The organism is Paenibacillus sp. 276b, assembly GCF_900107875.1.
In the GTDB taxonomy this organism is placed as follows: Bacteria; Bacillota; Bacilli; order Paenibacillales; family Paenibacillaceae; genus Paenibacillus; species Paenibacillus marchantiae.
This window is the reverse complement of record NZ_FNRR01000001.1, coordinates 1,167,174-1,189,828: the sequence shown is the minus strand read 5'-3', so window position 1 is coordinate 1,189,828 and position 22,655 is coordinate 1,167,174. Positions and strand designations below refer to the sequence as shown.

General features: G+C 43.3%; 21 protein-coding genes. 4 read left to right on the top strand and 17 right to left on the bottom strand.

Annotated elements, in window-relative coordinates:
* Window positions 1-5: 5 nt before the first annotated feature.
* On the top strand, window positions 6-632 hold the full coding sequence (locus BLV50_RS05140) for an HXXEE domain-containing protein (protein WP_090806275.1): 627 nt from the start codon (window positions 6-8) through the stop codon (window positions 630-632).
* Window positions 633-802: 170 nt separating this feature from the next.
* On the opposite strand, the gene BLV50_RS05135 is transcribed toward BLV50_RS05140, so the two are convergent.
* The 10 genes from BLV50_RS05135 to BLV50_RS05090 form a co-directional block, all read right to left on the bottom strand.
* Window positions 803-1,822 carry a phosphotransferase enzyme family protein gene (locus tag BLV50_RS05135; RefSeq protein ID WP_256337852.1) on the bottom strand — a complete coding sequence of 340 codons (1,020 nt, stop codon included), beginning with the start codon at window positions 1,820-1,822 and terminating at the stop codon, window positions 803-805.
* 182 nt (window positions 1,823-2,004) lie between these two features.
* Window positions 2,005-2,985, bottom strand: coding sequence for an SDR family NAD(P)-dependent oxidoreductase (locus BLV50_RS05130; RefSeq protein ID WP_072732820.1), 981 nt, complete (start codon window positions 2,983-2,985; stop codon window positions 2,005-2,007).
* Between the two features lie 166 nt (window positions 2,986-3,151).
* Window positions 3,152-4,375, bottom strand: a complete 1,224-nt coding sequence (locus tag BLV50_RS05125) for an RNA polymerase sigma factor (protein ID WP_072732819.1) — start codon at window positions 4,373-4,375, stop codon at window positions 3,152-3,154.
* Between the two features lie 205 nt (window positions 4,376-4,580).
* Window positions 4,581-5,129: an NADPH-dependent FMN reductase gene (locus BLV50_RS05120; RefSeq protein WP_063565051.1), complete on the bottom strand. Its 549-nt coding sequence runs from the start codon at window positions 5,127-5,129 to the stop codon at window positions 4,581-4,583.
* 37 nt (window positions 5,130-5,166) lie between these two features.
* Window positions 5,167-5,595, bottom strand: a complete 429-nt coding sequence (locus tag BLV50_RS05115; protein ID WP_090806271.1) for an Rrf2 family transcriptional regulator — start codon at window positions 5,593-5,595, stop codon at window positions 5,167-5,169.
* Between the two features lie 6 nt (window positions 5,596-5,601).
* Entirely contained in the window at window positions 5,602-6,492 is an 891-nt protein-coding gene (gene murB, locus BLV50_RS05110; protein WP_090806269.1) for a UDP-N-acetylmuramate dehydrogenase, read from the bottom strand.
* Window positions 6,493-6,605: 113 nt separating this feature from the next.
* Window positions 6,606-6,962: a HesB/IscA family protein gene (locus BLV50_RS05105; protein WP_063565054.1), complete on the bottom strand. Its 357-nt coding sequence runs from the start codon at window positions 6,960-6,962 to the stop codon at window positions 6,606-6,608.
* Window positions 6,963-7,007: 45 nt separating this feature from the next.
* Window positions 7,008-7,349, bottom strand: coding sequence for a hypothetical protein (locus tag BLV50_RS05100; RefSeq protein WP_063565055.1), 342 nt, complete (start codon window positions 7,347-7,349; stop codon window positions 7,008-7,010).
* Between the two features lie 50 nt (window positions 7,350-7,399).
* Window positions 7,400-7,705 (bottom strand): winged helix-turn-helix transcriptional regulator, encoded by a 306-nt coding sequence (locus tag BLV50_RS05095; protein WP_063565056.1) that lies wholly within the window; start codon window positions 7,703-7,705, stop codon window positions 7,400-7,402.
* 33 nt (window positions 7,706-7,738) lie between these two features.
* Window positions 7,739-9,142: an MFS transporter gene (locus BLV50_RS05090; RefSeq protein ID WP_090806267.1), complete on the bottom strand. Its 1,404-nt coding sequence runs from the start codon at window positions 9,140-9,142 to the stop codon at window positions 7,739-7,741.
* Between the two features lie 165 nt (window positions 9,143-9,307).
* Between BLV50_RS05090 and BLV50_RS05085 the strand changes: the two genes are divergently transcribed.
* Entirely contained in the window at window positions 9,308-9,967 is a 660-nt protein-coding gene (locus BLV50_RS05085; RefSeq protein ID WP_063565058.1) for a helix-turn-helix transcriptional regulator, read from the top strand.
* 101 nt (window positions 9,968-10,068) lie between these two features.
* Here the strand turns inward: BLV50_RS05085 and BLV50_RS05080 are convergent, their stop codons facing one another.
* Together BLV50_RS05080 and BLV50_RS05075 are read right to left on the bottom strand one after the other, a co-directional pair.
* Window positions 10,069-11,214 carry an epoxide hydrolase family protein gene (locus tag BLV50_RS05080; protein WP_218135362.1) on the bottom strand — a complete coding sequence of 382 codons (1,146 nt, stop codon included), beginning with the start codon at window positions 11,212-11,214 and terminating at the stop codon, window positions 10,069-10,071.
* A gap of 25 nt (window positions 11,215-11,239) precedes the next feature.
* Complete coding sequence (locus BLV50_RS05075) at window positions 11,240-11,818, bottom strand: LysE family translocator (protein WP_090806263.1); 579 nt, start codon at window positions 11,816-11,818, stop codon at window positions 11,240-11,242.
* Between the two features lie 134 nt (window positions 11,819-11,952).
* On the opposite strand from BLV50_RS05075, the gene BLV50_RS05070 reads away from it, so the two are divergent.
* Window positions 11,953-12,858, top strand: coding sequence for a LysR family transcriptional regulator (locus BLV50_RS05070; protein ID WP_090806261.1), 906 nt, complete (start codon window positions 11,953-11,955; stop codon window positions 12,856-12,858).
* A gap of 84 nt (window positions 12,859-12,942) precedes the next feature.
* On the opposite strand, the gene BLV50_RS05065 is transcribed toward BLV50_RS05070, so the two are convergent.
* The 3 genes from BLV50_RS05065 to BLV50_RS05055 form a co-directional block, all read right to left on the bottom strand.
* Complete coding sequence (locus BLV50_RS05065) at window positions 12,943-13,737, bottom strand: SDR family NAD(P)-dependent oxidoreductase (protein ID WP_090806259.1); 795 nt, start codon at window positions 13,735-13,737, stop codon at window positions 12,943-12,945.
* A gap of 168 nt (window positions 13,738-13,905) precedes the next feature.
* Entirely contained in the window at window positions 13,906-14,952 is a 1,047-nt protein-coding gene (locus BLV50_RS05060; protein WP_090806257.1) for an AraC family transcriptional regulator, read from the bottom strand.
* 161 nt (window positions 14,953-15,113) lie between these two features.
* Complete coding sequence (locus BLV50_RS05055; RefSeq protein ID WP_072732811.1) at window positions 15,114-19,178, bottom strand: S-layer homology domain-containing protein; 4,065 nt, start codon at window positions 19,176-19,178, stop codon at window positions 15,114-15,116.
* A 318-nt stretch (window positions 19,179-19,496) separates the two neighbouring features.
* Between BLV50_RS05055 and BLV50_RS05050 the strand changes: the two genes are divergently transcribed.
* A complete protein-coding gene (locus BLV50_RS05050; RefSeq protein ID WP_176854346.1) occupies window positions 19,497-20,279 on the top strand; it encodes a MurR/RpiR family transcriptional regulator in 783 nt (260 codons plus the stop codon).
* A gap of 49 nt (window positions 20,280-20,328) precedes the next feature.
* Here BLV50_RS05050 and BLV50_RS05045 read toward each other — a convergent pair whose 3' ends face one another.
* The gene (locus BLV50_RS05045; RefSeq protein WP_090806253.1) at window positions 20,329-21,045 is read right to left on the bottom strand and encodes an N-acetylmannosamine-6-phosphate 2-epimerase; all 717 of its coding nucleotides are present in this window, start codon (window positions 21,043-21,045) and stop codon (window positions 20,329-20,331) included.
* 5 nt (window positions 21,046-21,050) lie between these two features.
* A complete protein-coding gene (locus tag BLV50_RS05040) occupies window positions 21,051-22,580 on the bottom strand; it encodes a maltose/glucose-specific PTS transporter subunit IIC (protein WP_371121428.1) in 1,530 nt (509 codons plus the stop codon).
* Window positions 22,581-22,655 lie beyond the last annotated feature (75 nt).

The window sequence follows — 22,655 nt, the reverse complement described above, 5'->3', positions numbered from 1 at the left end:
TTCAGTTGAACATGTTAAGAAAACATTGGCAAGACTTGGGATCGATCATTGCATGCCTTGTATGTATTTATCTCATCTTGGATTGGGGAACACTTCCGCGCATTAACAGCATTTTATGGTTAAGCTTTATTGCCATACTCCTGCATCAATTTGAAGAATATCGATGGCCGGGTTACTTTGCAGGTTTGTTTAATAAAGTTTTGTTCCAAAGTAAAACACCTGAGAGATATCCGTTAAATCAGCAGTCAGCGATGATTATTAATCTGATTATCGCCTATGTGTTTTATTTACCGCCTGTATTCTTCCCTTCCGTTGTATGGCTGGGTCTGGCACCTATATTAATGGGATTTTTCCAGATTATCTGGCATGGCATCTTCGCTAATATAAAAGCAAAAAGCATATATAATCCCGGATTATTTTCAGCGATATTTCTGCATTTGCCAATTGGAATCTGGTACATTAAAAGTGCCTATGAACAGAATATGTTAACACCAACAGACTGGCTTTGGAGCATGATTTACTTTGTCGTAGCTGTCTATGTTTTAATTGTTAAAGGCAATATGTGGCTAAGAAACAAAAACTCCGTTCATCCTTTTTCACAAAAACAATTAGGATCTTATACTAAAAAATAAACCTTTGACTTCAATATAAAATAAACGCATCGCGTCTATGGATTCGATGCGTTTTACGTTTCTCTTTTGAAATGATTATATTTCAACCTTGAACTTTTCTGAAACTTCCTGAAGACGTGATGCCATGCGAGCAAGATAAAAAGCAGTAGAGCTGATTCCAAGACATTCATTTAAGTAACTTCCTGTACTTCTATCCCATTGAAAAGAAATGGAGCATTCATTAAATATTCTCTGATACACGCTTGTGCGTACGGCTGCTCATCAATTAATCGTGATGCTTCTCTAGGATCGGAAGAGTGGTGGCTGTAATTCTCAATTATGCACATGATAAAGAAACTTTCCAGAACCTCAACATAATCTGTTGGCAGTGTCCTTACACTTTCATAACCTCTGATGAACTCCAAACGTTGTGCGGGAAAAAGCCCTAATATTGTGTTTGCTATATCGTAAAGATAATATCCGTAGCCACATCGTCCAAAATCAATTGGATTAGGTTGTTCATCGTTGAATACGATGTTACCAATATGTAAATCTCCGTGGATGATTCCGTAATGCTGTGGATTCTGATCCAAGTCTGCAAGTTGGGATAATATTTTATGGGATGCTCTCTGATACGTCTTCCATGCCTGATCGGATAAAAACCTTGTATAATAACGTCTCAGTTTGGTCATATCCACTTTAAAACTCTCTTCTCCCCATATGGGACGAGAAAAATCAACAGATGGTACAAAACGGGTAATTGCTTCATGGAGTTTTGCGGCCATAGAGCCCATACGGTATGCACAATGTTCATTAACCTCATTTCCATCCATATGCTCTCCGTCCACCCAATTCATCATCGTGACATAAAAGTACATCCCCTCTTCTTCTGCCTCTATGAACAAAACATACGAGCCATCGCGACTCGCCACACCCTGAGGTACGTGGAGATCATCAGATGTGCCCAATGATTGAAGCAAAGTAAGTTCTGAACGGATAGACTCTTTACTTAGCCGATTGGAATGAATGCGAAGCAAATAGCTTTTCAATGGAGATGTATCGATTTTGTACGTGATGGTATCTGACAACTGAATAAAATGTATACAATCCCATGCTAATTCATACTGATCTAATGCCCTTAGACATACACTTCTCGCCTGAACGAGCAAACATTCAAGTTCTTCATGTGTCCCATTTTGAAAAAAAGTCATCATTGTCCTCCTCATTCATCATCCGCAAGCGAATCCAGATGTACAACGAATTATACAGAACAGACCATTGGGGGCGTATATAACAAACGATTTTAAAACGTCTTTTACATAACGAAGGGCATTTCCAACACAAAAAAAGCCGCCATTTCAGGCGACTTTCCTCGTGAACAGAAAAAAAGATCTTAAGAGGTTGGTAAATCCGTTTGAGTCAACTGGGCTGAAACTTCCCATAGACGACGGGCTTGCTCAGGGTCGATGGCATAGTCCTTGACTCCAAAGAAGGCTCCGTCCGCAGGAGCTGGCTCACTGATGTCACAATCCTCGCAGTACACGCCACCTTTTCCCTCAAGTTGAGGAGAAGTCGCTGCCCATACTTGCGTTGCTGCCCCTTGCTCAGGTGTTTTAAAGTTTGGATTGGCAACTTGACCAGACTCATCAATCCAGCCCAATGCAATCATTTCTTCCTTCGGCATATGTCGTTGCAACGGCGTCAGAATTCCACCCGGATGTACAGAGAACGCACGCACTCCCTGATCTGCACCGCGTCTATCCAGTTCGACGCTAAACAGAATGGTTGCTGTTTTGGACTGCCCATAAGCAGGGAACTTTTCATAGCCATTTTCAAATTGCATATCGTCCCAGCGAATTGGTGAGAAATGATGCCCTGTTGAGGCAACGGATACAACCCGTGCTCCTCCATGGCTGACGAGTGCCGGCCATAATAAGTTCGTCAGGGTGAAGTGTCCAAGATGGTTCGTAGCAAATTGAGCTTCCCAACCCGGGCCTACGCGAGTCTCTGGACAAGCCATAATTCCCGCATTCAGGATCAACATGTCGATACTCCGGTGGCTTGCCAGAAAACGCTCGGCAAAAGCACGGACGCTAGTGAGATCTGCGAGGTCCAGTTCATCAATCTCTACATTAGCGAGCCCTGCAAGAGCCTCTTTGGCGATAGCTGGCCGACGTGCGGTCACAACAACCTTGGCTCCAGCACGAACGAGTGCACGTGTAGTTTCCAGTCCCAATCCGGAATATCCACCCGTGACGATGGCAAGTTTTCCGGATAAATCCGTGTTATTCAATACTTCCTCAGCTGTCGTCCGATGGTTGAATCCGGAACCGATTTTATGTTGTGAGGTTTTTGGCTTATTATCCTGGTTCATCAAAATAATCTCCTTCCAGATGTGTCTTCTTCAAGTTTACAGCTTAGAGTGCCCTCTAAGTCAAATATAACGAATTCACCTACATCAATGCTCCAAACCTTTGCTAATACAAAAAAGCCCGGTTCATCACCGAGCCTATAAACAAAAGTATAAGGTTGTATTTCTATTATATTTCTATATACTTCACCCATTGCTCATACAGTTCAGTCTCACTGCATTGAAAGATCCCTTTGAAATCTAGAGGATTGCGAATCAGTTTGTTTAATGCCTCTATCCCGTATCGCTCAACCACAAATTCCACCATCATATAAGAGAACTGAAAACCTTTCATCGTTTCAAAATCCCACGTATCGTTATTTAATTCATCAAAAGTTGGAATCGACTGGTTGCGAATGGTATCTTTCGTTGAACCTTTAATGAAATCTTGGGACATCTGTTTAGCTTCATATCCACCAATACCCTGTCTTATCCATTTGGGAGCTACAGGATTAATGTCGCTGATTAGCCACATGGCGAACAAGTGGACTGTGCCTTTCAGAATGGATTGATACGTATGCTCCGGTCCCGGATTCAATGGAGAAACAATCTTCAGAGTACGCCCTTCATATGTGCCCATAAACCAATTGGGGGCATCTGTTTCGCCGACGGCTTGATGGAATGTTGGTAGATCAGGATAAATTTCAATAACTACCTTTTGTGATGGATGATGTTTATATTTGGTCGACACTCGTTCAACACTATTGTTGAGTTCATCGAACAAATCTTGATGCACTTTCGTCGTACGATCATTCGTATCATGGTTTTCACCTTTATTTACAATGGAAATCAGTTCATGAATAGACATGATGGCAATATCCCCCCACTCTTTCAGTTCTTTTCTTAATTTCTCCAAAGCCCGGTAAAGTCTGTTCTTTACCGCGCTTTCCCGTCGTCCAACAATCTTGGATATTTCAGGTAAGGTGCAGTCAACGAAAAAGCGTAATGCAATAATCTCCTGATCAATCTCATCCAGCTTTACTAATGCAGAGCCAATATCAATTCGAATATCAACATGTTTCGTAAATTCAAGAGAGATCGATTGCGATTCATAATCTGTAAAATCATAAGGAGATTCTTTTTGTCGTGATAACCTGCGATATTCGTTCTTCACCGTGTTCTGAGCAATCTTAAAGATCCAGGTGAATAAATTTGAGCTTCCTTTAAAGCTGTGAATATTTTCGACTGCTTTCAAAAATACCTGTTGGGTCAAATCGTCTGCAACCAACGGGTTCAATTTCAGTGAGAAGTATTTGCTGATTCGTTGACGGTATTGCTCATACGTGTTCTCAAAGATGGTGATGCTTTCCTGTTCATCCGGATAAACAGGTTTTGTGTCATGAGCTCCTGACATGGTGGGGAACCTCCTCTTGATTTACATATAATTAGACACCGGAGGAAGCAAAAAAGCCACGCATGAGAAAAATAATTTTGACTCCCTCACCTCTTTGATATGAATTCTGCTAACTTTTGAAGTAGAAAATAAACAAAGGCAGCCGATCGTACTGATCGGCTACCTTTGTTCTTTAATGAAACATAAATTTTAATCCTTGCTTATTTCAGCTCGATGAAGCTTTTAGTTGAGTCTGCATGAAGACCAGTTCCTCAGCCAACTTTTCCAGCCGACTTAGTGCTTCAGTATCTTTAATGTTATTCTCAGCATCAAAATGATCACTATTCAGATATACATAGCTTGGGGCGACATAAGAGCGGAAAAAGCCAGCAATCGGTTTTAATTGATTTTCCACTACCAAATAATGCTGATAGGTGCCCCCGGTTGCTATAAAACCCATCACTTTATTGTAAATGCTCTGCACGGGCAGAAGGTCGAATACATTCTTCAGTACGCCTGTCAGAGAGGATTGATATATTGGTGTGCCGATAACGTAAAAGTCAGCATCAATCAATTTTTGGACCACCAACTGGGTGTCTTCATTGTATTCCTCCAACTTGCGACCATCGCAAAATTCGATCCCTTTATAATCTCTTAAATCTATGAGTTCCACTTCAATTTCTGGATGATTATTTTTTACGAATTGGAGTACAGCATCCACACCCACTGGTGTCTTTGATCCAATCAGTGACCCGGATAATCCGATTAATTTCACAACATTAACCTCCTATGATTTCTTCTTCATCATCAAACTATTCCATGGTTTCCAATGCACATTCCTTCATCACATGAAGCATACTGCCTAGGGTGATTTTTTCTAACTGCTGCATTAACTGTTGTTCACTTTCTATGAAAATGTTTGCGAGCTGAATATCTACCTCTGCAGTTAAATTCCCTTTTTTCATAATGGATGGTTTGGGAATCTGAAGCGGTTTGGAAGACACCAGGGTGTACACATCCTTCAAGGTTATCTCATACGGGTCTTTAGACAAAACATAACCACCGTCAATACCTTCTTTTGCCTTAACGTATCCCACTTTTTTGATCGAGCTAAGGACTCGGCGTATCCTCGCCGGGTTCACCCGAATCCTTTCAGAGATCTGAGTACTGGTTAACTTCTCATTTTCATGTGAACTAAGGAGAACCAGAATATAGATGACAACACTTAGCTCACTGTTCATAGCAGCCTACTCTCCCAAAATAATGACTTCCGTCTCCAATTCAATATTAAATTGATCACGTACTGTTTTTTTAATTAATTTGATTAATTCTAAATAATCCTCAGCAGTGGCGTCATCTGCATTAATGATAAAACCAGCATGCTTCTTGGAAATTTCCGCTCCCCCAATGCGAGTACCTTGTAAATTACACTCTTGAATGAGTTTTCCGACATAATGTCCCTCTGGACGTTTGAATACACTTCCGCAAGAGGGAAATTCAAGCGGTTGTTTGGATTCCCGTTTAATCGTTAAATCCTGCATGATACTCGAAATGACATCCTTGTTCCCTGGTTTAAGCTTAAATTCCACTTCAAGTATGATGTATTGATCCGTTCGAAAGATACTGTTTCGATAACCAAGCTGCATGTCATCTCGGACCATGTTTATCAGCTCTCCGTTTTTAGTAACCACTAGCGCTCGCTCAACGACCTCATCCATCTGACCACCGTAAGCTCCCGCATTCATATATAAGGCGCCACCTGTACTTCCGGGTATTCCACATGCAAACTCCAGACCTGTTAAGCTGTTATGCAAAGCAGTACGTGACACATCAATAATGTTGGAACCGCTCTGCGCGACAATCTTGTCACCATAGACTTTAATCTGATCAAATTCGCTCAGAGAGAGCGTTATTCCACGCACGCCCTGATCTTTGATAATGACATTTGATCCTTTTCCAATAATCGTTAGAGGTATTTGATGTGTTTTTGCAATGTTAACCACGTTAATAATTTCTTCTTTCGTTGTGGGATGGATAAGTATGTCTGCTTTACCACCCAGCTTTATATACGTGTGGTCTTTTAATGGCTCATTCCATTTCAATTTTTCCAAAGGTATGTGATTCTCAAAAATATTCATGACATTCTCTCCCTGAGTTGAAAAGACATGATTGCACGATCGGCAAATAGAAAGCTCCTTCATTGTATGTTTAATATGAGATATTGGTTGAAAATATTCCGTCATCCTGACAATTAATCACATTTTTTGACCTCACCACGGTAATTCGCCATTCGGAAACTGGCCCCGCATCCACATGAAACTTTTGCATTAGGGTTATTCATGGTGAATCCCCCTAACATTCCACTTTCTTCGTAATCAATCTCAAGTCCTTCAATATATGGAACCGTATTGGTGTGAACCAATATACGAAATACACCTTTATCTAATAAGATATCCCCTTCTGCTTGCTGTTCATCTACGATAAGGCTATAGGATAAACCACTGCATCCCCCCTCATCGACCCCGACCCGAAGGAAAGAATTCTGGGTATCCGTACTTGCCAGGATTTCAACGATTTTTTCTGCTGCTGCTTCACTGACCTGAATCATTGTTATACCTCCTTGAAGCGTATTTTTTGGCTAGCCGGTTGTTTTTCAAACGCAGCCCATTAAAATCTTAATGATTTCTTCAGGACTCGTATATGCATTAAAATAACGACAACCTGTTGATTGCAGATGGATAGGAATATCCATAAGTTCCAGCGACCCGCTATACAATATCACTCGATATTTCTCGGGAAATTGTTCTATAAGCAGCTCAATATTGTCCACATTCATATCTACGATGATCACAGAATTATCCGGAAGTTGATCCATGTTACTACCGATCACATCACGAGTAGCGTCCAGTACATGTAACGACGCCTCGGTTTGAATCAACAAACTTAAACTTTTAACAATGTGATGCGTATCGGATAGGATTAACACATGGTTCATTCAGAAAACCTCCGGATAAAATGATGGCAATCGCAGGATATTCCTTTGCGTTAATTCATGTTTGTAGTAAACCATTCCATCAAGCAAGGTATGAAAGCAGCTAGAGCGACCCCTTTGGGTGTAAGTTCATACATGATCTGTATGGGATGTGTTAGGGCTTTTCTCTTCACCAACTGATCATTCTGAAGATCTTTTAATCGTTTGGAGAGGATCGCTTCTGAGATGGAAGGCACATTTTCGTAAATTTCGCTGAATTTCTTAGGACCTTGCGAAAGAGTACATAGGATATGGATCGTCCATTTCGTTCCGATAATACGATAGGCTGTGAAAAGTTTCTCGGTATCCGAAGTCAACATCGCATGAACACACCTTCCTTGGCTTACCCCCGTTTATTTGTTTTTCAAGCCTAACGATTGCAGTCCCGTTCTTATTTGGTCTGTTACTGGTGCAATTCGAGTACTGGCAATCAAGCTCAAGACGATTAACACCAGATGAAAGCCCATCGTTACGATTAATCCTGATTGCAATGACATCCCGCCAGCTTGACACACCACCAGGATAGAACCACCGATCCCGATGACTACGCCCGGTGTAAATGAATCTGCAAATTGCAGATTTGCCGAGGTTTTGCCAACGCCTTCCTCTCCTGTTTGGGAAAACGCAACAACACCACTAATCGGATGTGCCAATCCAATTCCTATTCCAGCTATGATTTGGCCTATAACCGCTGCGGTAACGGTCACAACAGGAACCCAAAATACGATGGTAATTCCGATGGCAAGCAGGAGTACACCAATAATAATTCGTGTATGACGTCCACGACCCTGATCTGCCGAGTCCCAACGCCCTTGCATATAAGCAATGACACACCAGCTCAGTGCAGCGCTTGCTACAATTAAACCAGCCTGAGAAGGTGTAATTCCTTTCACCTCAATTAAAGCTAATACCAAGAAATTTTGTGTACTGGTATAAGCAGCGAAGAACAATCCACGCGTAGCGAGTATAGCGGGCATACCTCTTCGCAAAGCAAGGGTTCCCTCCGGCAGGAGTTTGCGCAGTGGGTATACCATCAGAACTCCCCCAATAAAGACGATAACAAATCCAATAATTGACGGAAGCTTTCCAAGTCCCACTAATAAAGTTCCCGTACCTATCGTTAATAGCAGCGTCATCCAAGTAGCGGCAGATCCTTGCTCCCCTTGTGAAGGCTGTGATTTTAATTTCGTAAAGGCAGGTAAGCTAAGGAGCGCTGAAATTAACAGGATCGGTAGAATCCCCCAGAACACAAAGCGCCATGACCACTGATCTGCAATAAGCCCTGCAACGTATGGACCAAGCATGGACGGAAGAACGTAGGCTGTACCGAATGCGCCCAGTATTTTGGCACGTAATTCATCAGGATAACTTAAGGAAATCGCCGTGTACACGCAAGTCATCATAGCTCCGGCCCCCAAACCCTGCATGGCGCGTGACGCGATCATGGTATACATATCTCCTGCAGTTGCGGCTGCGACCAGCCCGACAATAAACAATAGAAGTGCGAGCGTAAATGGTACTGCGGGTCCCCTTCTATCAATAATCCGACCAACAACCAAGGTGCCTATAATCTGTGCAAGCAGATATGTACTGAATATCCAGCCAAACAGGTTAAGACCGTTCAGGTCTCCAGCAATGGAAGGAGCAATTGTCGTTACCGACAAACCTTCAAATCCAACAGCCATCACTGACAATATAATTCCTATGGATAATGCAAAATAACGCGGACTGAAAATACTTTGTGAATGGGACGACATGGTATGTGACCTCCAAGAGAATTTTATGTATACATCGTATCCGGATACTTAGTAAACATTTTACTTTACAAAGTTTAAACTACAGTTCGCCTTTGACTTTGTCAATGTATTTGTTTAAAATGTATGAAATAATGAAGATTCAGTTGCTTAAAAAGGAGGTTCACCATGAGCCGGGATCAAACGAAAAAGGATGCCTCAACCAGTACCCGAAAAGCAATCATTAACCTGCTTAAACAGCAAGGTGGAATGGATGTTGTGGCACTCTCCTCCCAATTTGCGTTATCTGGAATGGCTATCAGGCAGCATTTAAATGCACTGAAAGAAGAAGGATTGGTTACTTTCGAAGAAGAAGCTCGTCCCATGGGTCGACCAACCAAGCTATGGAGATTAACCCCCGCTGCTGATCGTTTTTTCCCTAGTGGATATTCGGAGTTATCCGTCAGTCTGATCAATTCCATGAAAGAAGCTTTCGGAAATGAAGGGCTGGACAAGCTCCTCAATGTTCGGAATAAGAACATGCAAGAGCAATATCTACAGTACATTGGCGATACATCCGGCGTGAAGGAAAGGCTGGAGAAACTGGCTGAAATCCGAACAAATGAAGGCTATATGGCCGAGGTCAAGGATCAAGGCGATGGTAGCCTGTTGTTTATAGAGAAGCATTGTCCAATCTGTGAAGCTGCGGCGGTATGTACCGGGTTATGTAAGAATGAATTGCATTTATTCAAAACGGTTCTGGGGGATCAAGTTCATATTGAACGTGGAGAGTATATTTTGGCTGGAGGAAGAAACTGCATATATACGGTTAGAGAATATCATTCGTAACCAAACAAACTTGCATAACTATATAAAAAGCCGCCAACAGGCGACTTTCTGAATGGTTACGTTTTGTTCCCGTTAAATCCAGAAAAGGATTGTATGAGAAATTAATTAATGGAATGAATAAAACGATGAAGATGTTCAGCTAATAACTTTGGCTGTTCCATCGCAGCGAAATGCCCCCCTTTATCCGCTTCCTCCCAGTACGTAACATGATACACACGCTCTACCCAGCTTTGTGGAGGCATCGGCAACTCCTTGGGAAATACGGAAACCCCTGTTGGAACAGTAATGCGCTGGCCTTCCGTGAAATGCAGTGGCATTTTGCCACCTTCAGTATAGATTCGCATGGAAGATGCAATTGTATTGGTAAACCAGTATATCGAGATATTCATGAGGATATGATCAAGTGAACAGGAACTCTCAATATCTCCTTTACAGTCACTCCACCCCCGAAATTTTTCTACCATCCAGCTGGCAAGACCTGCCGGGGAATCACTCAGTGCAAAAGCCAAAGTTTCCGGCTTGGTTCTATGAAGGGCGCTATAAGCGCCTTCTCGTTCCGACCATTCCGCTACGGAGTCAAGGTATGTGCGCTCTTCTTTGCTCATCGAAGGTGTATTCTGAGTAAGTGGTGGCCTGTAGCTTCCAGGAATATAATTAAGATGAAGTCCTCTCACCCGCTCAGGGTAGATGAAGGCTAACCACGTTGAGACTCCTGCTCCAATATCCCCTCCCTGTACAAAATACCTTTCATAACCCAGACGATCCATCAGTTTCGCCCAAAGTGTAGCTACATATTTGGAACCTACCCCAGGCTGAGTGGGTTTACTCGAAAATGCGAATCCCGGCAAAGAAGGAATAATCACATCAAATGCGTCTTCAGCCTGTCCACCATATAATGATGGGGTTGTTAGATAAGGAATCAGTTCTAACATTTCTACGAATGATCCTGGCCAACCATGAGTCAGTAGCAGCGGCCGTGATGAAACTCCTTCACCTCGAACATGAACAAAATGTATATCGAAACCATCCACGTTCTCAATATATTGCGGGAAACGATTCAGTCTTGCTTCTTGCTCGCGCCAGTTATACTCCGAACTCCAGTAATCCACTAATCGCTTCAAAAAGGAATGATCTGTCCCCAAAGCCCATGGTTCTTCAGAGAATCGAGAGGGCCATCGAACCTGTTTCAATCTGTTAGATAAATCATGTAATTGTTGCTCTGGAATAGCGATCTTGAACGGTTTCATTTCAATTATCCTCCTACGTTTTGAGTTAAATAAAAATACGTATCGCTGAGTATGTCAACAACAGACACATCAGCAATCGAAATGACCTGTCATGGACAGTTAGAAAGGTTTTGAACATGGAGCCAAACCCCGACCATACAAGTAACGACAACCATCCCAGAAGGATCGATAAACTCAAATAAATAACAAGACTCCCGCCAGAAGGTGAAGAAGGCAAAATGAAAGCACTCATCACCGTTAGAAAAAACAATATACTTTTGACATTGATAAGTTGGAGCATAACACCGGATAAAAATGACGATTGCACATCCCTCGAATCCTTTTCCGAGCTTTTATTCCCAATCATAAGCCACACCAGATAAAGCATATATGCTGCACCAGCCCATTTAAAATACGGCCCTAAAACTGGCAACCAGTGATATAGGCTTGTTGTAAATACGCCGCTTATGATCCCCAATAAGCCAAACCCCGCTAAAATACCACCATTAAATCTCCATGATCCAATAAAGCCAAATTTCCGTGCCTCATTCATCATCAAGATGTTGCTTGGTCCAGGTGTTATGGAGGTCACGATCACATACGTTAGAAATGCTACAATATTCAAGCTGTACCCCCCAATGAAATCATTTACGATCTGAAGGACTTTATTGTATGATGAATTAAACCCTTAATAAAATCGAAATTATTAAAAGCATTATCATTTTTATCGATACATGTCTCAAGCTAAGGAGAACTTGGATGGAAATTAGACATCTTGTCACATTTCAGACGATTGTCGAGGTTGGAAGCTATACCGGGGCCGCATCCCAATTGGGCTACACACAATCCACGATCACGGCTCATATACAGTCCCTCGAAGAAGAGATTGGCGGGGAGCTTTTCACATACGAAAAAAGACAATTGAAGCTTACGCATCTTGGGAGGGAATTAATACCACTGGCAGAAGATTTGCTGGCAACTCATGATCAGATTAAAAGCATAAGAAGCGAACAGGAAGTTAAAGGTATATTAAGGGTAGCTGCACCAGAGTCTTTAACAATTTCCAGATTAAGTCCGATCATCAAGGAGTATTCATCGAAATATCCTCAAGTTCAATTCATCCTTACCAACGGTACATGTGAGCAAAACCAGGTTGATTTGATAAGTGGGCGTGTAGATGTAGCTTTGATGGTGTACCCCGAGCTGCATCCGGAAAAATGCATTCATTACCAGCTAATCGAGGAAAAAATAGTACTGGTTTCCAGCAATGACGGCCCGGAACATTTTGATGCGTATAAACTGGAGAACAACCCCACCTTTTTTATCACCAACGAAGAAGGATGCAGTTATCGAACCATGTTTGAAAAATATCTTGTAAAACATGATATTCCTCCGTTTCAAACGATGGAGTTATGGAGTATTGAGGCCATCAAACAAACCGTTATGAGTGGACTCGGCTTTTCTTTTTTACCTTACATGACAGTTAAAGAAGACGTGGAACGAGGAAAACTTAAGATTGTGAGTCATTCCGAACAGTTTGACCTCATTTACTCCCATATGCTGTTTAAAAAGAAAAAATGGCTATCTCCAGCCATTAAAGCTTTCAGTGAGCTTGTTATAAAATCAATCAGTGTATCAGAAAACGAATCGGATTTGATCCATTAAGCTTATAGATATATAGAAACAAAAAAAGAACCTTGGGCTTCCCTCAAGGTTCTTTACGTTCAGTTGTATAGTGAAAAACAAAGTTTAGAAGATGGTTGGCACCATTCCCCCATCCATACGGATTGGAGAACCTTTGAATGCCGATGCATACGGACTGCATACAAATGTGGCCAATCTGCCAATTTCAACAGGCTTGATAAATCGTTGGATTTCGGATTGAGGCAGGTTTTTGCGCATAAAATCCTTCTCTTTTTCTAAAAAAGTCATCGATTCATCAGGGTAGATGCTCTCAATGATTTGTTGCACATTTTCAGAGAGGGTTGGTCCTGGCATGATTGTATTGACGGTAACTTCTGTTCCTACCGTTAATTTCGATAAACTTTTGGACAACGATAATAACATGGATTTGGTCATACAATACTGAGGCATTTGTCCTGAAGGCATGATGGCTTCTTCACTCGCAATAAAGATCATGCGGCCATAATCATTTTGCAACATTTTAGGCATGTAAAACTTGGACAATGCATTTGCAGCGAGCACATTCGTACGGAAGTATTTCTCCCAAACCTCATCGCTGATATCTTCATATTGCATCATTTCATAAATCCCCATATTGTTCACTAGGATATCAATTTGGGGGTATTTTTCAAATAAGGCTTCTCTTTGACCAATGTCCACCAGATCAGCTGTAGCTTTTTGAGGTGAGGTAGCGGGAAACTCGGACTTTATTTCATGAACCGCGCGCTCAACCTCTGCATCATTTCGTCCATTGATGAGCACATTAACCCCTTCTTTGGCAAGTTCAATGGCAATGGCTTTCCCTATCCCCTTCGTCGATCCTGTAACCAAAGCTGTTTTACCGTATAAACCCATATCCATATCACACTACTCCTTTTATTTTCTTGTAGCGGCAAGCTGAATTGTTATCATGTTAAAAACAGTCTTGTGCTCCGGATAGGATTTATATTACCTTGTCTACATTGTCCAGTAACTAGCGTGTTGCGCCAAAGTTCTTGCATAACACGCCAAATGGTATAAAGCATTCAGTTAATGAAGCCTTGATGATTCTGGCGGTCCTTCGGATAGCGAATTCGTTCCTAAATATTCCGTACGCCAATTCGTTGGCGTATCCCCTTCCCATGAGCGGAAGGCACGGTAGAACGAGTTCTGGTCTTCATATCCAATTAAGAAAGCTACTTCTTTAATATCCAGTGTAGGGTCTGCCAAGTAGGCTCGTGCCTGCTCATGTCTGGCTTGCGTCAATAGATGCTTGAAACTTGTATTCTCTTCTGTAAGCCGGCGCTGCAAGGTCCGATCGCTCATACCCAATTCCTTGGCAACGACTTGAATGTCGGGGCGACCTCCTGTGAGACTGCGTTTCATAATCCATTTGACCATTTCTGTAATAGAACGACTGCCCTGCTGTTCATCCAGCGATCGGTCCAGGGCGGGAGTAAGGATCTCCAGTAACTCTTCGTTGTATGAAAGAAACGGACGGTCCAAATCTTTACGATGTAAGGTAAGCCGGTTACAAGTTGCACCCATCCGAATTGGGCAGCCAAAATAAGTCTCAAGGGTTCGAACATCGCCCATGGTGCGCGAAAATTCGACAAGCCGCGCAGTCAAAGGTTGACCTGTTCCCCGGCGCCCAAGTTCGAGGAGAAATGCCAGTGTGACTCCAACCAGCAATGACGGACCTGGTTGTTCGTTAGACCATTCCAGTTCAATTGAACAATCATCGCCCTCCTCAGTAATACGTAAGCTTTCAGGGGGACAAAGCTGTTTGTACCGAGCCATTCGGTGTAATGCATCACGGTAGTCACGCGCATGGTAGGTTGCTAAGACACTCGGCGGGTATTTCCCCGTTTCAAAGACGGTCGCAAGCTTGATGATTCCTTCGGCAGTGTCACCGACGAGATCGGAATATGCCTGCCAGATCGCAAAATATTGAGTGGTCGTAACAGCTGATTCAGTTATAATCGTGAGCGGCAGTTGTGCTTTGCGAGCTACATCGTGGGCCGCAATCCCTAATTGATGCAAGCCTGTCCAAAACCCTGCCGGGAATTTAATACGCTCAGAGGTGTGGGACTTCATAGATACTCTCCTTCTTGGAGTCATTGTTGATTAATGATTCATCCACTGTACAGGGACTCTGATTCTTTTGCAATGTCTCTAATATTTCCCGGTCTCTAGAATAAAACAAGAAACCAATGCGGGAACGTCCCGCATTGGTTTCTTGGAAATTAGGTTTAGCGTTATTTCGATTGTTCAAGAAGCCCAACAATAAGTGTAACTGCTTCAGCACGGGTAGCTGTCTGCATCGGAGCAAATCGATTGCCACCTACACCGCCCACCAGACCTGCTTCCACAGCAGAAGCTACATAGGATACTGCCCATGCTGGGACATCTTTTGCATCTTTGAAATCCAGTTTCGCATTGGAATCCGTTTGGATTCCGCCAGCGCGTGCAATCATAGTTACCATCTCCGCCCGGCTCAGCGTCTTGCTAGGGCCGAACGAGCCATTCTCGTAACCATTGACAATGCCAGCGGATGCAGCTGCTGTAATATAAGGCTTCGCCCATGAAGGAATCTTGTTATCATCCGTATAGTGAATACTCTCGCTTACGGCATTCAGATTCAAGGCACGGCCCAGCATCGTAATGAACTCGGCACGTGTGACTTTCTGATTTGGACGGAAGGTCTGATCGCCATAGCCATTGACGAATCCAGCCGCCAGGGCTTTATCAATTGCAGATTTTGCCCAGTGTCCGGCTGTATCTTTCAACGCTGGCGCAGTGCCTCCGTTTCCGTTATTGCCTGATCCAGTATCCGGTTTGTTGCCGGAATCAGTTCCGCTACCACTACCGCTGTTCGAACCGTTACCGGTAGTTGTATCGCCACCGCTTCCTGAGGAGCCATTACCGCTGCCAGATCCATTACCTGAACCTGAACCCGAGCCGGGATTCGATGTTCCCGGATTGGAAGTTCCTGGTCCTGGATTCGATGGTTCTGTCTTCTTCACGATACCGAACCGATCAACAATGAACGGGGCTGCTCCATTTTGATTTTGGTCAATTTCATACGTTATAGCTGTCAATTTGCTGCCGTCAATCGTAATGCCCACAAAATTTTGTACCTGACTGCGCATTGGACGACGGTTGTCATTCGGATCAGGGCCATATTTGGCTGCATGATTCTCCTCTGCCAGTTCAAAAAGATTGTAATAAGCATCACCGAGACTTGTGCTCGGATTTTTGTAATACACTTTTGGACCCGCTGTTGCCGGAATCAGATAGATCGTGCCATCCGGATTCACAGAGTACTCGATTTTCTGTCCGTTTTGCATCTCCGTGATCATTTCTGGCTGACGCGCTTTCCCCTTCTGATCAATCGGTTTTGTGCGCGCATAGATGTGATCATGTCCCTGGAGTACAAAATCAATGCCTAGCTCCGCCATAATCGGTGCAATCTTGGTACGTACCCCGTTTGCTCCCATGATGTCGGAATCCGTTGCGTGATTTGACGTCGTGTACGGTCCCTTGTGAATGTTGACGATTATCCACTGGGATCCATTCTTCTTGGCAGCCTGAACATCTTTCTTCAGCCACTCGACTTGCTCTAATGAGAAGTTGTCATACTCATCCGAATCCTCATTGGAGTTCAACACAACAAAATGCGCATTGCTGTAATCATAAGAATAGTAAGCTCCCGTCTCCGTAGCGGAATTTACCGGTGACTGGATGTTGAAATGATCGATAAACGCATAATTTTCGTCCTCGTGGTTCCCTGCGGATGGAACGATGGTTGTATTTAAGAGGCTTTCCTGCGAATGCCCAAGCAGCCAGTTCCACTGCTCCTCTTTCACACCATTATCCACGATATCCCCGTTATGAACGACAAATTGTGCATCCGGTACTGTAGCCAATGCTTTGGCCAATGTCTCAGAGGACAGAATTGCCTCATCCTCTTCCTTCGCTTGTGTATCCGCCAGATCAATGAAAGTGAATTTACCTTTCTCCGGTGCTGTACTGAAGGTACCTATCTCGCTCCATACTTGCTGGGAAGCATCCCCTACACGGAAATAATAGGTTGTATTAGCTTTCAGATCTGTCACTTCTGCTTTGTGCATCAGTTCTGTAGGAGCATTCGCAGGTTGTGCAGAGCGCCCTTGAACCGATTTGGCTTGCGTGAAATCAGGTGTTGCAGCTGTTTTCTCCACAACCTGAAGGTCGCTATTCGTTACTTGATCGGAAGTGTACCACGTGAACCCCTTGCTCTTGGTAGGATCTCCATGGAACGTTACCGTTACCTTGTTTACCTGTTCTGGAACAGGAACTGTATCCGATTCCTTGATAATCCCGAAAGTATCCACGACAAATGGTTCTGCATTCTTATTTTGGTCAATCTCATACGTTATGGCGGACAGCTTGTCTCCGTCAATAGTCAATGAAACGAAGTTCTGAACCTGCCCTCTGGCTGCGCTCGTGGTGTCGCCATATTGCCGAGCGTGGTTTTCCTCCGCACGCTCGAACAAATTAAAATATGCATCTCCTAATTCAGTTTTCTGGTTTTTGAAATATACTTTAGCCCCGGCGGTAGCAGGAATCATATAAATGGTTCCATCCGGTTTGACCGCGTATTCGATACTCTGTCCATTGAAGGTCTCCGTTATTTTGGACACATCTTCAGCAGTACCATCGCTCTTGATTGGTTTCGTCCGTGCATAGATATGGTCATGTCCCTGAAGGACTAGATCAATCCCCAGTTCGTTCATGAGTGGAGCGATTTTTTTTCGTTCACCGTTCGCACCAATAATGTCGCTATCCGTGGCGTGATTCGATGTCGTGTACGGACCTTTATGGATGTTCACGATAATCCACTTGGCTCCTGCGGCTTTTGCTTCCGCTACATCCTGCTTCATCCATGCGACTTGCTCATTCGAGAAGTTGGCGTAATCCGATGAATCCTCGTTGGAGTTCAATACGATAAAATGAGCTTTGCTATAATTATACGAATAATATGCGCCTGTTACCGTTGTAGCACCGTCTGGCTGCTTCACATTAAAATGCTCGTAGAACGCATAATTTTTATTCTCATGATTGCCAGCAGACGGTGCAATGGTCGTGTTCATAAGACTGGCTTGCGAATGACCAAGCAACCAATTCCATTCTTGCTCTGAAGTGCCATTCTCCACAACGTCTCCGTTATGGACGACAAATTCAGCATTCGGAACAGTCGCGAGTGCTTTGGACAGAGTAGATCCGGACAGGATCGCCTCATCCTCTTCCTTCGCTTGTGTATCCGTCAGGTCAATAAAGGTAAATGCTCCGTCAACCGGAGCCGTTTTAAACGTTCCAACCTCACTCCATATACCCAGATCCTGATCACCAACACGGAAAGAATAAGAAGTGTCAGGGGAAAGGCCTGTCGCTTCCGCCTTATGCACCATTTCTCCCGGGGAGTTGGAAGCGACGGTTGCACGCCCATTGAAAATTTGGGCCTGACTGAAGTCGGCAACGCCTCCTCCTTGTTTCGGCACCACTTGAACAGTGCTCTGTGCAGATGCAAGAGGAGTATACCAAGTGAAGCCTTTGCTACTTGTTGCATCTCCATAGAAGGTAACCGTTATTTTGCTGATATCCAGCGATGGCGCATTAGCCAAGGCTTTAAGCTCCATGTCAAAATACAGGTCCGAGCTGCTGTCGCTCTGTTGATGCACTTCGACCGCAATTTCGTTTGAGCCTTCATGCAAATTGGCTTTCATTGGCTCAGTTAGGTCGATATTCTCATACATTACCGGCAAGTCCTTATTTGAGGTTGCTTGGGTGGAGTACACAATCTCTCCATCCGGCATGCCAAAACGAATGACTTCCACACCATTCACATAGATCACTGCACCGTCATCAATACCGAATGTGCCGAGAATTTGCCCGTAACCGTCAATCTGATCCTTGTTAACGTTAATGTTTGTCCGGAAATAGGTTGTGCGGGGTTTATTTTTTTTGTCCAGACCGTAGCTGACTTCCGTTTTGAGTGATCCAAAATAGGAAGTGCTTACGCCATTACCGTTGTCTTTGTAACCAAGTGGAGCCTGTCCCGTTTTCCAAGATGAATCATCGTATGAAGCACGCCAATCCGATTGCAGATCCTGACCCTGATCGAAATAATGCCAAGTGGCATTACGCTCTAACAGCATCTCAGGCTCAGACAATGATGCGGCTTGGGCTGAATTAACTCCCCCAAATCCCGCAAGCCATCCGAATACCAAAGCAATCGATAACAGGATGGATAACACTTTTTTGTAGAGGTGACTGATCATAATTCTCTCCTTTGTATGTATGATTGGTTGGCTTATGTAAATCCAAACAGGCCTAGCATAACAAGAGAAGATCAGCATTCAGTTAGCGGGAAGTAAAACTTATGTAAACTCTTACATTTATTTGACTTATAATATGGACAATGTTTTTAGTTAACATAATAATTAATATGGTTTTCCTCCTATTTGGATCAAAATATACAGACTATTTTTAAAGGTTTGATGAATTGGCTTTTAGGAAGTAGACTAATGAGGATAGACTATACAAAAGTTAACATGTTCTGGGAAAGGGGAATCATAATGTCATCTAGTGTCATCGACATGCTGCAGCTTGAATATCAACGTTTTTCAGCGAAAGAAAAGGAAATCGCTGATTATGTGATGCGTAATAAATCATCCATTAATAATATTAATATTAGGGATTTGGCTGCTTACACCAATGCTTCCATGTCAACCATAACTCGATTTTGTAAAAAAGTAGGTTGTTCTACCTTTGTAGATTTTAAAATTCGACTTAACCGTGAAGTGGATCAACCCCGCAATCAAACAGATTTCTTTATCAGAACACAGCAGATCCACAATGATATCATCAACGCTACCGCAGAAATGCTGGATACCGACAGAATCAAACAAGTGGTCCAGTACATAAAAAAAGCTCGCAGAATCTATGTTTATGGTTTGGGAAGTTCAGGTTTATCTGCTCTGGAGTTCAAATACAGACTAATGCGGATGGATATCGTCATTGATGCGGTGACGGATTCACACATGATGATCATGAGTGCTTCTCTTTTGGGCGAAGATGATCTGGTCGTAGGTTTATCCAATTCAGGACGAACCTTAGAAGTCAGTGACGCATTAAACGCAGCCAAAAAAAGAGGAAGCAAAGTTGTTGGAATTACTAATTTTGATCATACCCCCCTGTCTGAAGTCTCGGATTTGTGCATTTTCACACCGGATATCGGGCGAACCGGAGATGTGAGCTTCATCAACAGCCAATTAGCCATTATTTACATCCTGGATGTGATTTCTCTTCTATTACTTGAGGATGAACATTTACTCCATGCGCGGCAGCAAACGTTAAAAGCTCTTTATTCTGCTGAATAAATAAACAGCCAACCTATTTCGTTGGCTGTTTTGTTGATTTCTTCTTTTTTTATTGGACAGAAGGAGAAGGCTTTTTCACTTTAGCAATTTCTGAGACAAAACGTTCCGTAATTTGTTGAGGACGCGTAATGGCTCCACCAACAACAACACAATAGACTCCAGCTTCCAGACACGTTGCTGCCATCTCCGGGGTCATGATATTCCCTTCCGCAACAACAGGCGTTTGTACGCTAGTTAGAATTTCTTTCAAGGCTGCAAATTGATTATCATACAGTTTAATCCCTGCTGTCTCCTCTGTATATCCGACCAATGTAGAGGAGATCAGGTCAAAACCAAGTCGTTCTGCATTGATGGCTTCCTCTTTGGTTGAAATATCCCCCATTAATAGAAGTTGAGGATGTTTGGTGCGAATTTCATGTACGAATTCATCCAGTGATTTACCGTCCGGCCGTGCACGTAAAGTGGCATCAACCGCAACAATCTCTGCTTGGACCTCGGCAAGTTCATCTACTTCCAAGATCGTTGGTGTAATAAATACGGGATTGGTTCCGTAGTTTCTTTTCACTATACCTATGACGGGCAGATCAACCTGTTCTTTGATCTCTTTCACATCTACAGCAGTATTCGCACGAATACCGATCGCTCCTCCCTCTTTTGCTGCGACTGCCATGCGTCCCATAATCAGCGAACTATGAAGTGGCTCGTGCTCCAAAGCCTGACATGATACAACGAGACCACCTTGTAAACCTAATTTATCTAAATTCATTGCAATTACTCCGTTTCCATAATTTCTTCGATTTCATTTTTGATCACGGTAACCTGAGGGCCATAAATAACCTGCACTCCGTTACCGACAAGTACTACCCCTTTGGCTCCAGTAGCTGTAAGCGCATCCTTTTGAACCTTCTCGATATCCTTCACAGATACGCGAAGCCGTGTTGCACAGCAATCCAATTCGTTAATATTGTCTGCACCGCCAAGTCCATTCAGGATAGCGATGGAGCGTTCTTCACCTTTCGTTGATGCGGGTGTATTAGACTGCTGACTTTGCGTTTTGGCGTCTGCCTCTGATGTTACTTCTTCCTCACGTCCAGAAGTTTTTAAATTGAGCTTCACAATCAAGATTCGGAAGGTGAAGTAATAAAGGAAGAACCAGACCACTCCGATGATGGGAACGATAATCCAGTTCGTTTTGGCATTACCCTGAAGTACCCCGAATAAGATAAAGTCGATTAATCCACCTGAAAAAGTCTGACCGATTGTAATCTCAAAAATATGTGAAAGCATAAATGCCAATCCATCAAATACGGCGTGAATGACATACAGGATTGGAGCAACAAACAGGAATGAGAATTCCAGAGGCTCCGTAATTCCTGTCAAGAACGAAGTGAGTGCCGCAGACAACATCAATCCGCCAACTACTTTTTTACGTTCAGGCTTGGCCGTATGATAAATAGCGAGTGCCGCACCGAGCAAACCAAACATCATCGTGATAAAACGTCCTGACATAAATCGGGATGTACCCGAGAAGAACTTCTCGGTTGCAGGGTCTCCCAGTTGAGCAAAGAAAATATTCTGTGTTCCTTCGTAAACTTTTCCCGCAACGTCCATTGTTCCTCCGACTCCCGTCTGCCAGAAAGGCAGATAAAAGATGTGGTGCAACCCAAGTGGACCCAGCATCCGTAAAATAAATCCATATAACAGTGTTCCGATATACCCAGTTCTATCGACCAAACCTCCAAGCTGCGTTATGCCGAGCTGGATGGTTGGCCAGATCAAGAACAAAGCAATACCAATAAAGATGGCCGCAAAAGATGAAACGATAGGAATGAAACGTGAACCTCCAAAGAATCCTAAGAATTGAGGAAGTTCTATTTTGTTGTACCGATTATGAAGCCATGCGGTAACCAATCCGACGACGATCCCTCCGAGTACACCGGTTTGCAGGGTTTGGATTCCAAGTACCATACCTTGACCGGCACTAGCCAAATGATCCGCGGCAAGTTTCCCCGAATTGACCAGCATCGCATTGATCGATGCATTCATGACCAGATAAGCCAGTCCTGCTGCCAATCCTGCTGTACCTTTGTCCGCTCTGGCGAGTCCAACAGCCACACCAATAGCAAAGATCAATGCCAGATTATCAAACACAATACTTCCTGCACTGCTCATCACCGTAAACACTTGCTGCAACCATGTGATCTGCAAAAATGGATACGAGTTAATCGTATTGGCGTTGGACAAGGCCCCTCCGATCCCCAGTAATAGACCCGCCGCTGGTAAAACAGCAATAGGAAGCATAAACGATTTACCAAACTTCTGAGCCTTCTCAAAATATTGCTTCACAGTGATATCCACCTCTCTAAAACTATTTTC

Bases quoted from the DNA above. Each gene is read 5' to 3' on its own strand.
- BLV50_RS05135 (WP_256337852.1), bottom strand. From the start codon at position 1,822: ATGACTTTTTTTCAAAATGGGACACATGAAGAACTTGAATGTTTGCTC.
- BLV50_RS05130 (WP_072732820.1), bottom strand. From the start codon at position 2,985: ATGAACCAGGATAATAAGCCAAAAACCTCACAACATAAAATCGGTTCC.
- BLV50_RS05125 (WP_072732819.1), bottom strand. From the start codon at position 4,375: ATGTCAGGAGCTCATGACACAAAACCTGTTTATCCGGATGAACAGGAA.
- BLV50_RS05115 (WP_090806271.1), bottom strand. From the start codon at position 5,595: ATGAACAGTGAGCTAAGTGTTGTCATCTATATTCTGGTTCTCCTTAGT.
- murB (WP_090806269.1), bottom strand. From the start codon at position 6,492: ATGAATATTTTTGAGAATCACATACCTTTGGAAAAATTGAAATGGAAT.
- BLV50_RS05105 (WP_063565054.1), bottom strand. From the start codon at position 6,962: ATGATTCAGGTCAGTGAAGCAGCAGCAGAAAAAATCGTTGAAATCCTG.
- BLV50_RS05100 (WP_063565055.1), bottom strand. From the start codon at position 7,349: ATGAACCATGTGTTAATCCTATCCGATACGCATCACATTGTTAAAAGT.
- BLV50_RS05095 (WP_063565056.1), bottom strand. From the start codon at position 7,705: ATGTTGACTTCGGATACCGAGAAACTTTTCACAGCCTATCGTATTATC.
- BLV50_RS05090 (WP_090806267.1), bottom strand. From the start codon at position 9,142: ATGTCGTCCCATTCACAAAGTATTTTCAGTCCGCGTTATTTTGCATTA.
- BLV50_RS05085 (WP_063565058.1), top strand. From the start codon at position 9,308: ATGAGCCGGGATCAAACGAAAAAGGATGCCTCAACCAGTACCCGAAAA.
- BLV50_RS05080 (WP_218135362.1), bottom strand. From the start codon at position 11,214: ATGAAACCGTTCAAGATCGCTATTCCAGAGCAACAATTACATGATTTA.
- BLV50_RS05070 (WP_090806261.1), top strand. From the start codon at position 11,953: ATGGAAATTAGACATCTTGTCACATTTCAGACGATTGTCGAGGTTGGA.
- BLV50_RS05065 (WP_090806259.1), bottom strand. From the start codon at position 13,737: ATGGATATGGGTTTATACGGTAAAACAGCTTTGGTTACAGGATCGACG.
- BLV50_RS05060 (WP_090806257.1), bottom strand. From the start codon at position 14,952: ATGAAGTCCCACACCTCTGAGCGTATTAAATTCCCGGCAGGGTTTTGG.
- BLV50_RS05055 (WP_072732811.1), bottom strand. From the start codon at position 19,178: ATGATCAGTCACCTCTACAAAAAAGTGTTATCCATCCTGTTATCGATT.
- BLV50_RS05050 (WP_176854346.1), top strand. From the start codon at position 19,497: ATGCTGCAGCTTGAATATCAACGTTTTTCAGCGAAAGAAAAGGAAATC.
- BLV50_RS05045 (WP_090806253.1), bottom strand. From the start codon at position 21,045: ATGAATTTAGATAAATTAGGTTTACAAGGTGGTCTCGTTGTATCATGT.
- BLV50_RS05040 (WP_371121428.1), bottom strand. From the start codon at position 22,580: ATGCTTCCTATTGCTGTTTTACCAGCGGCGGGTCTATTACTGGGGATC.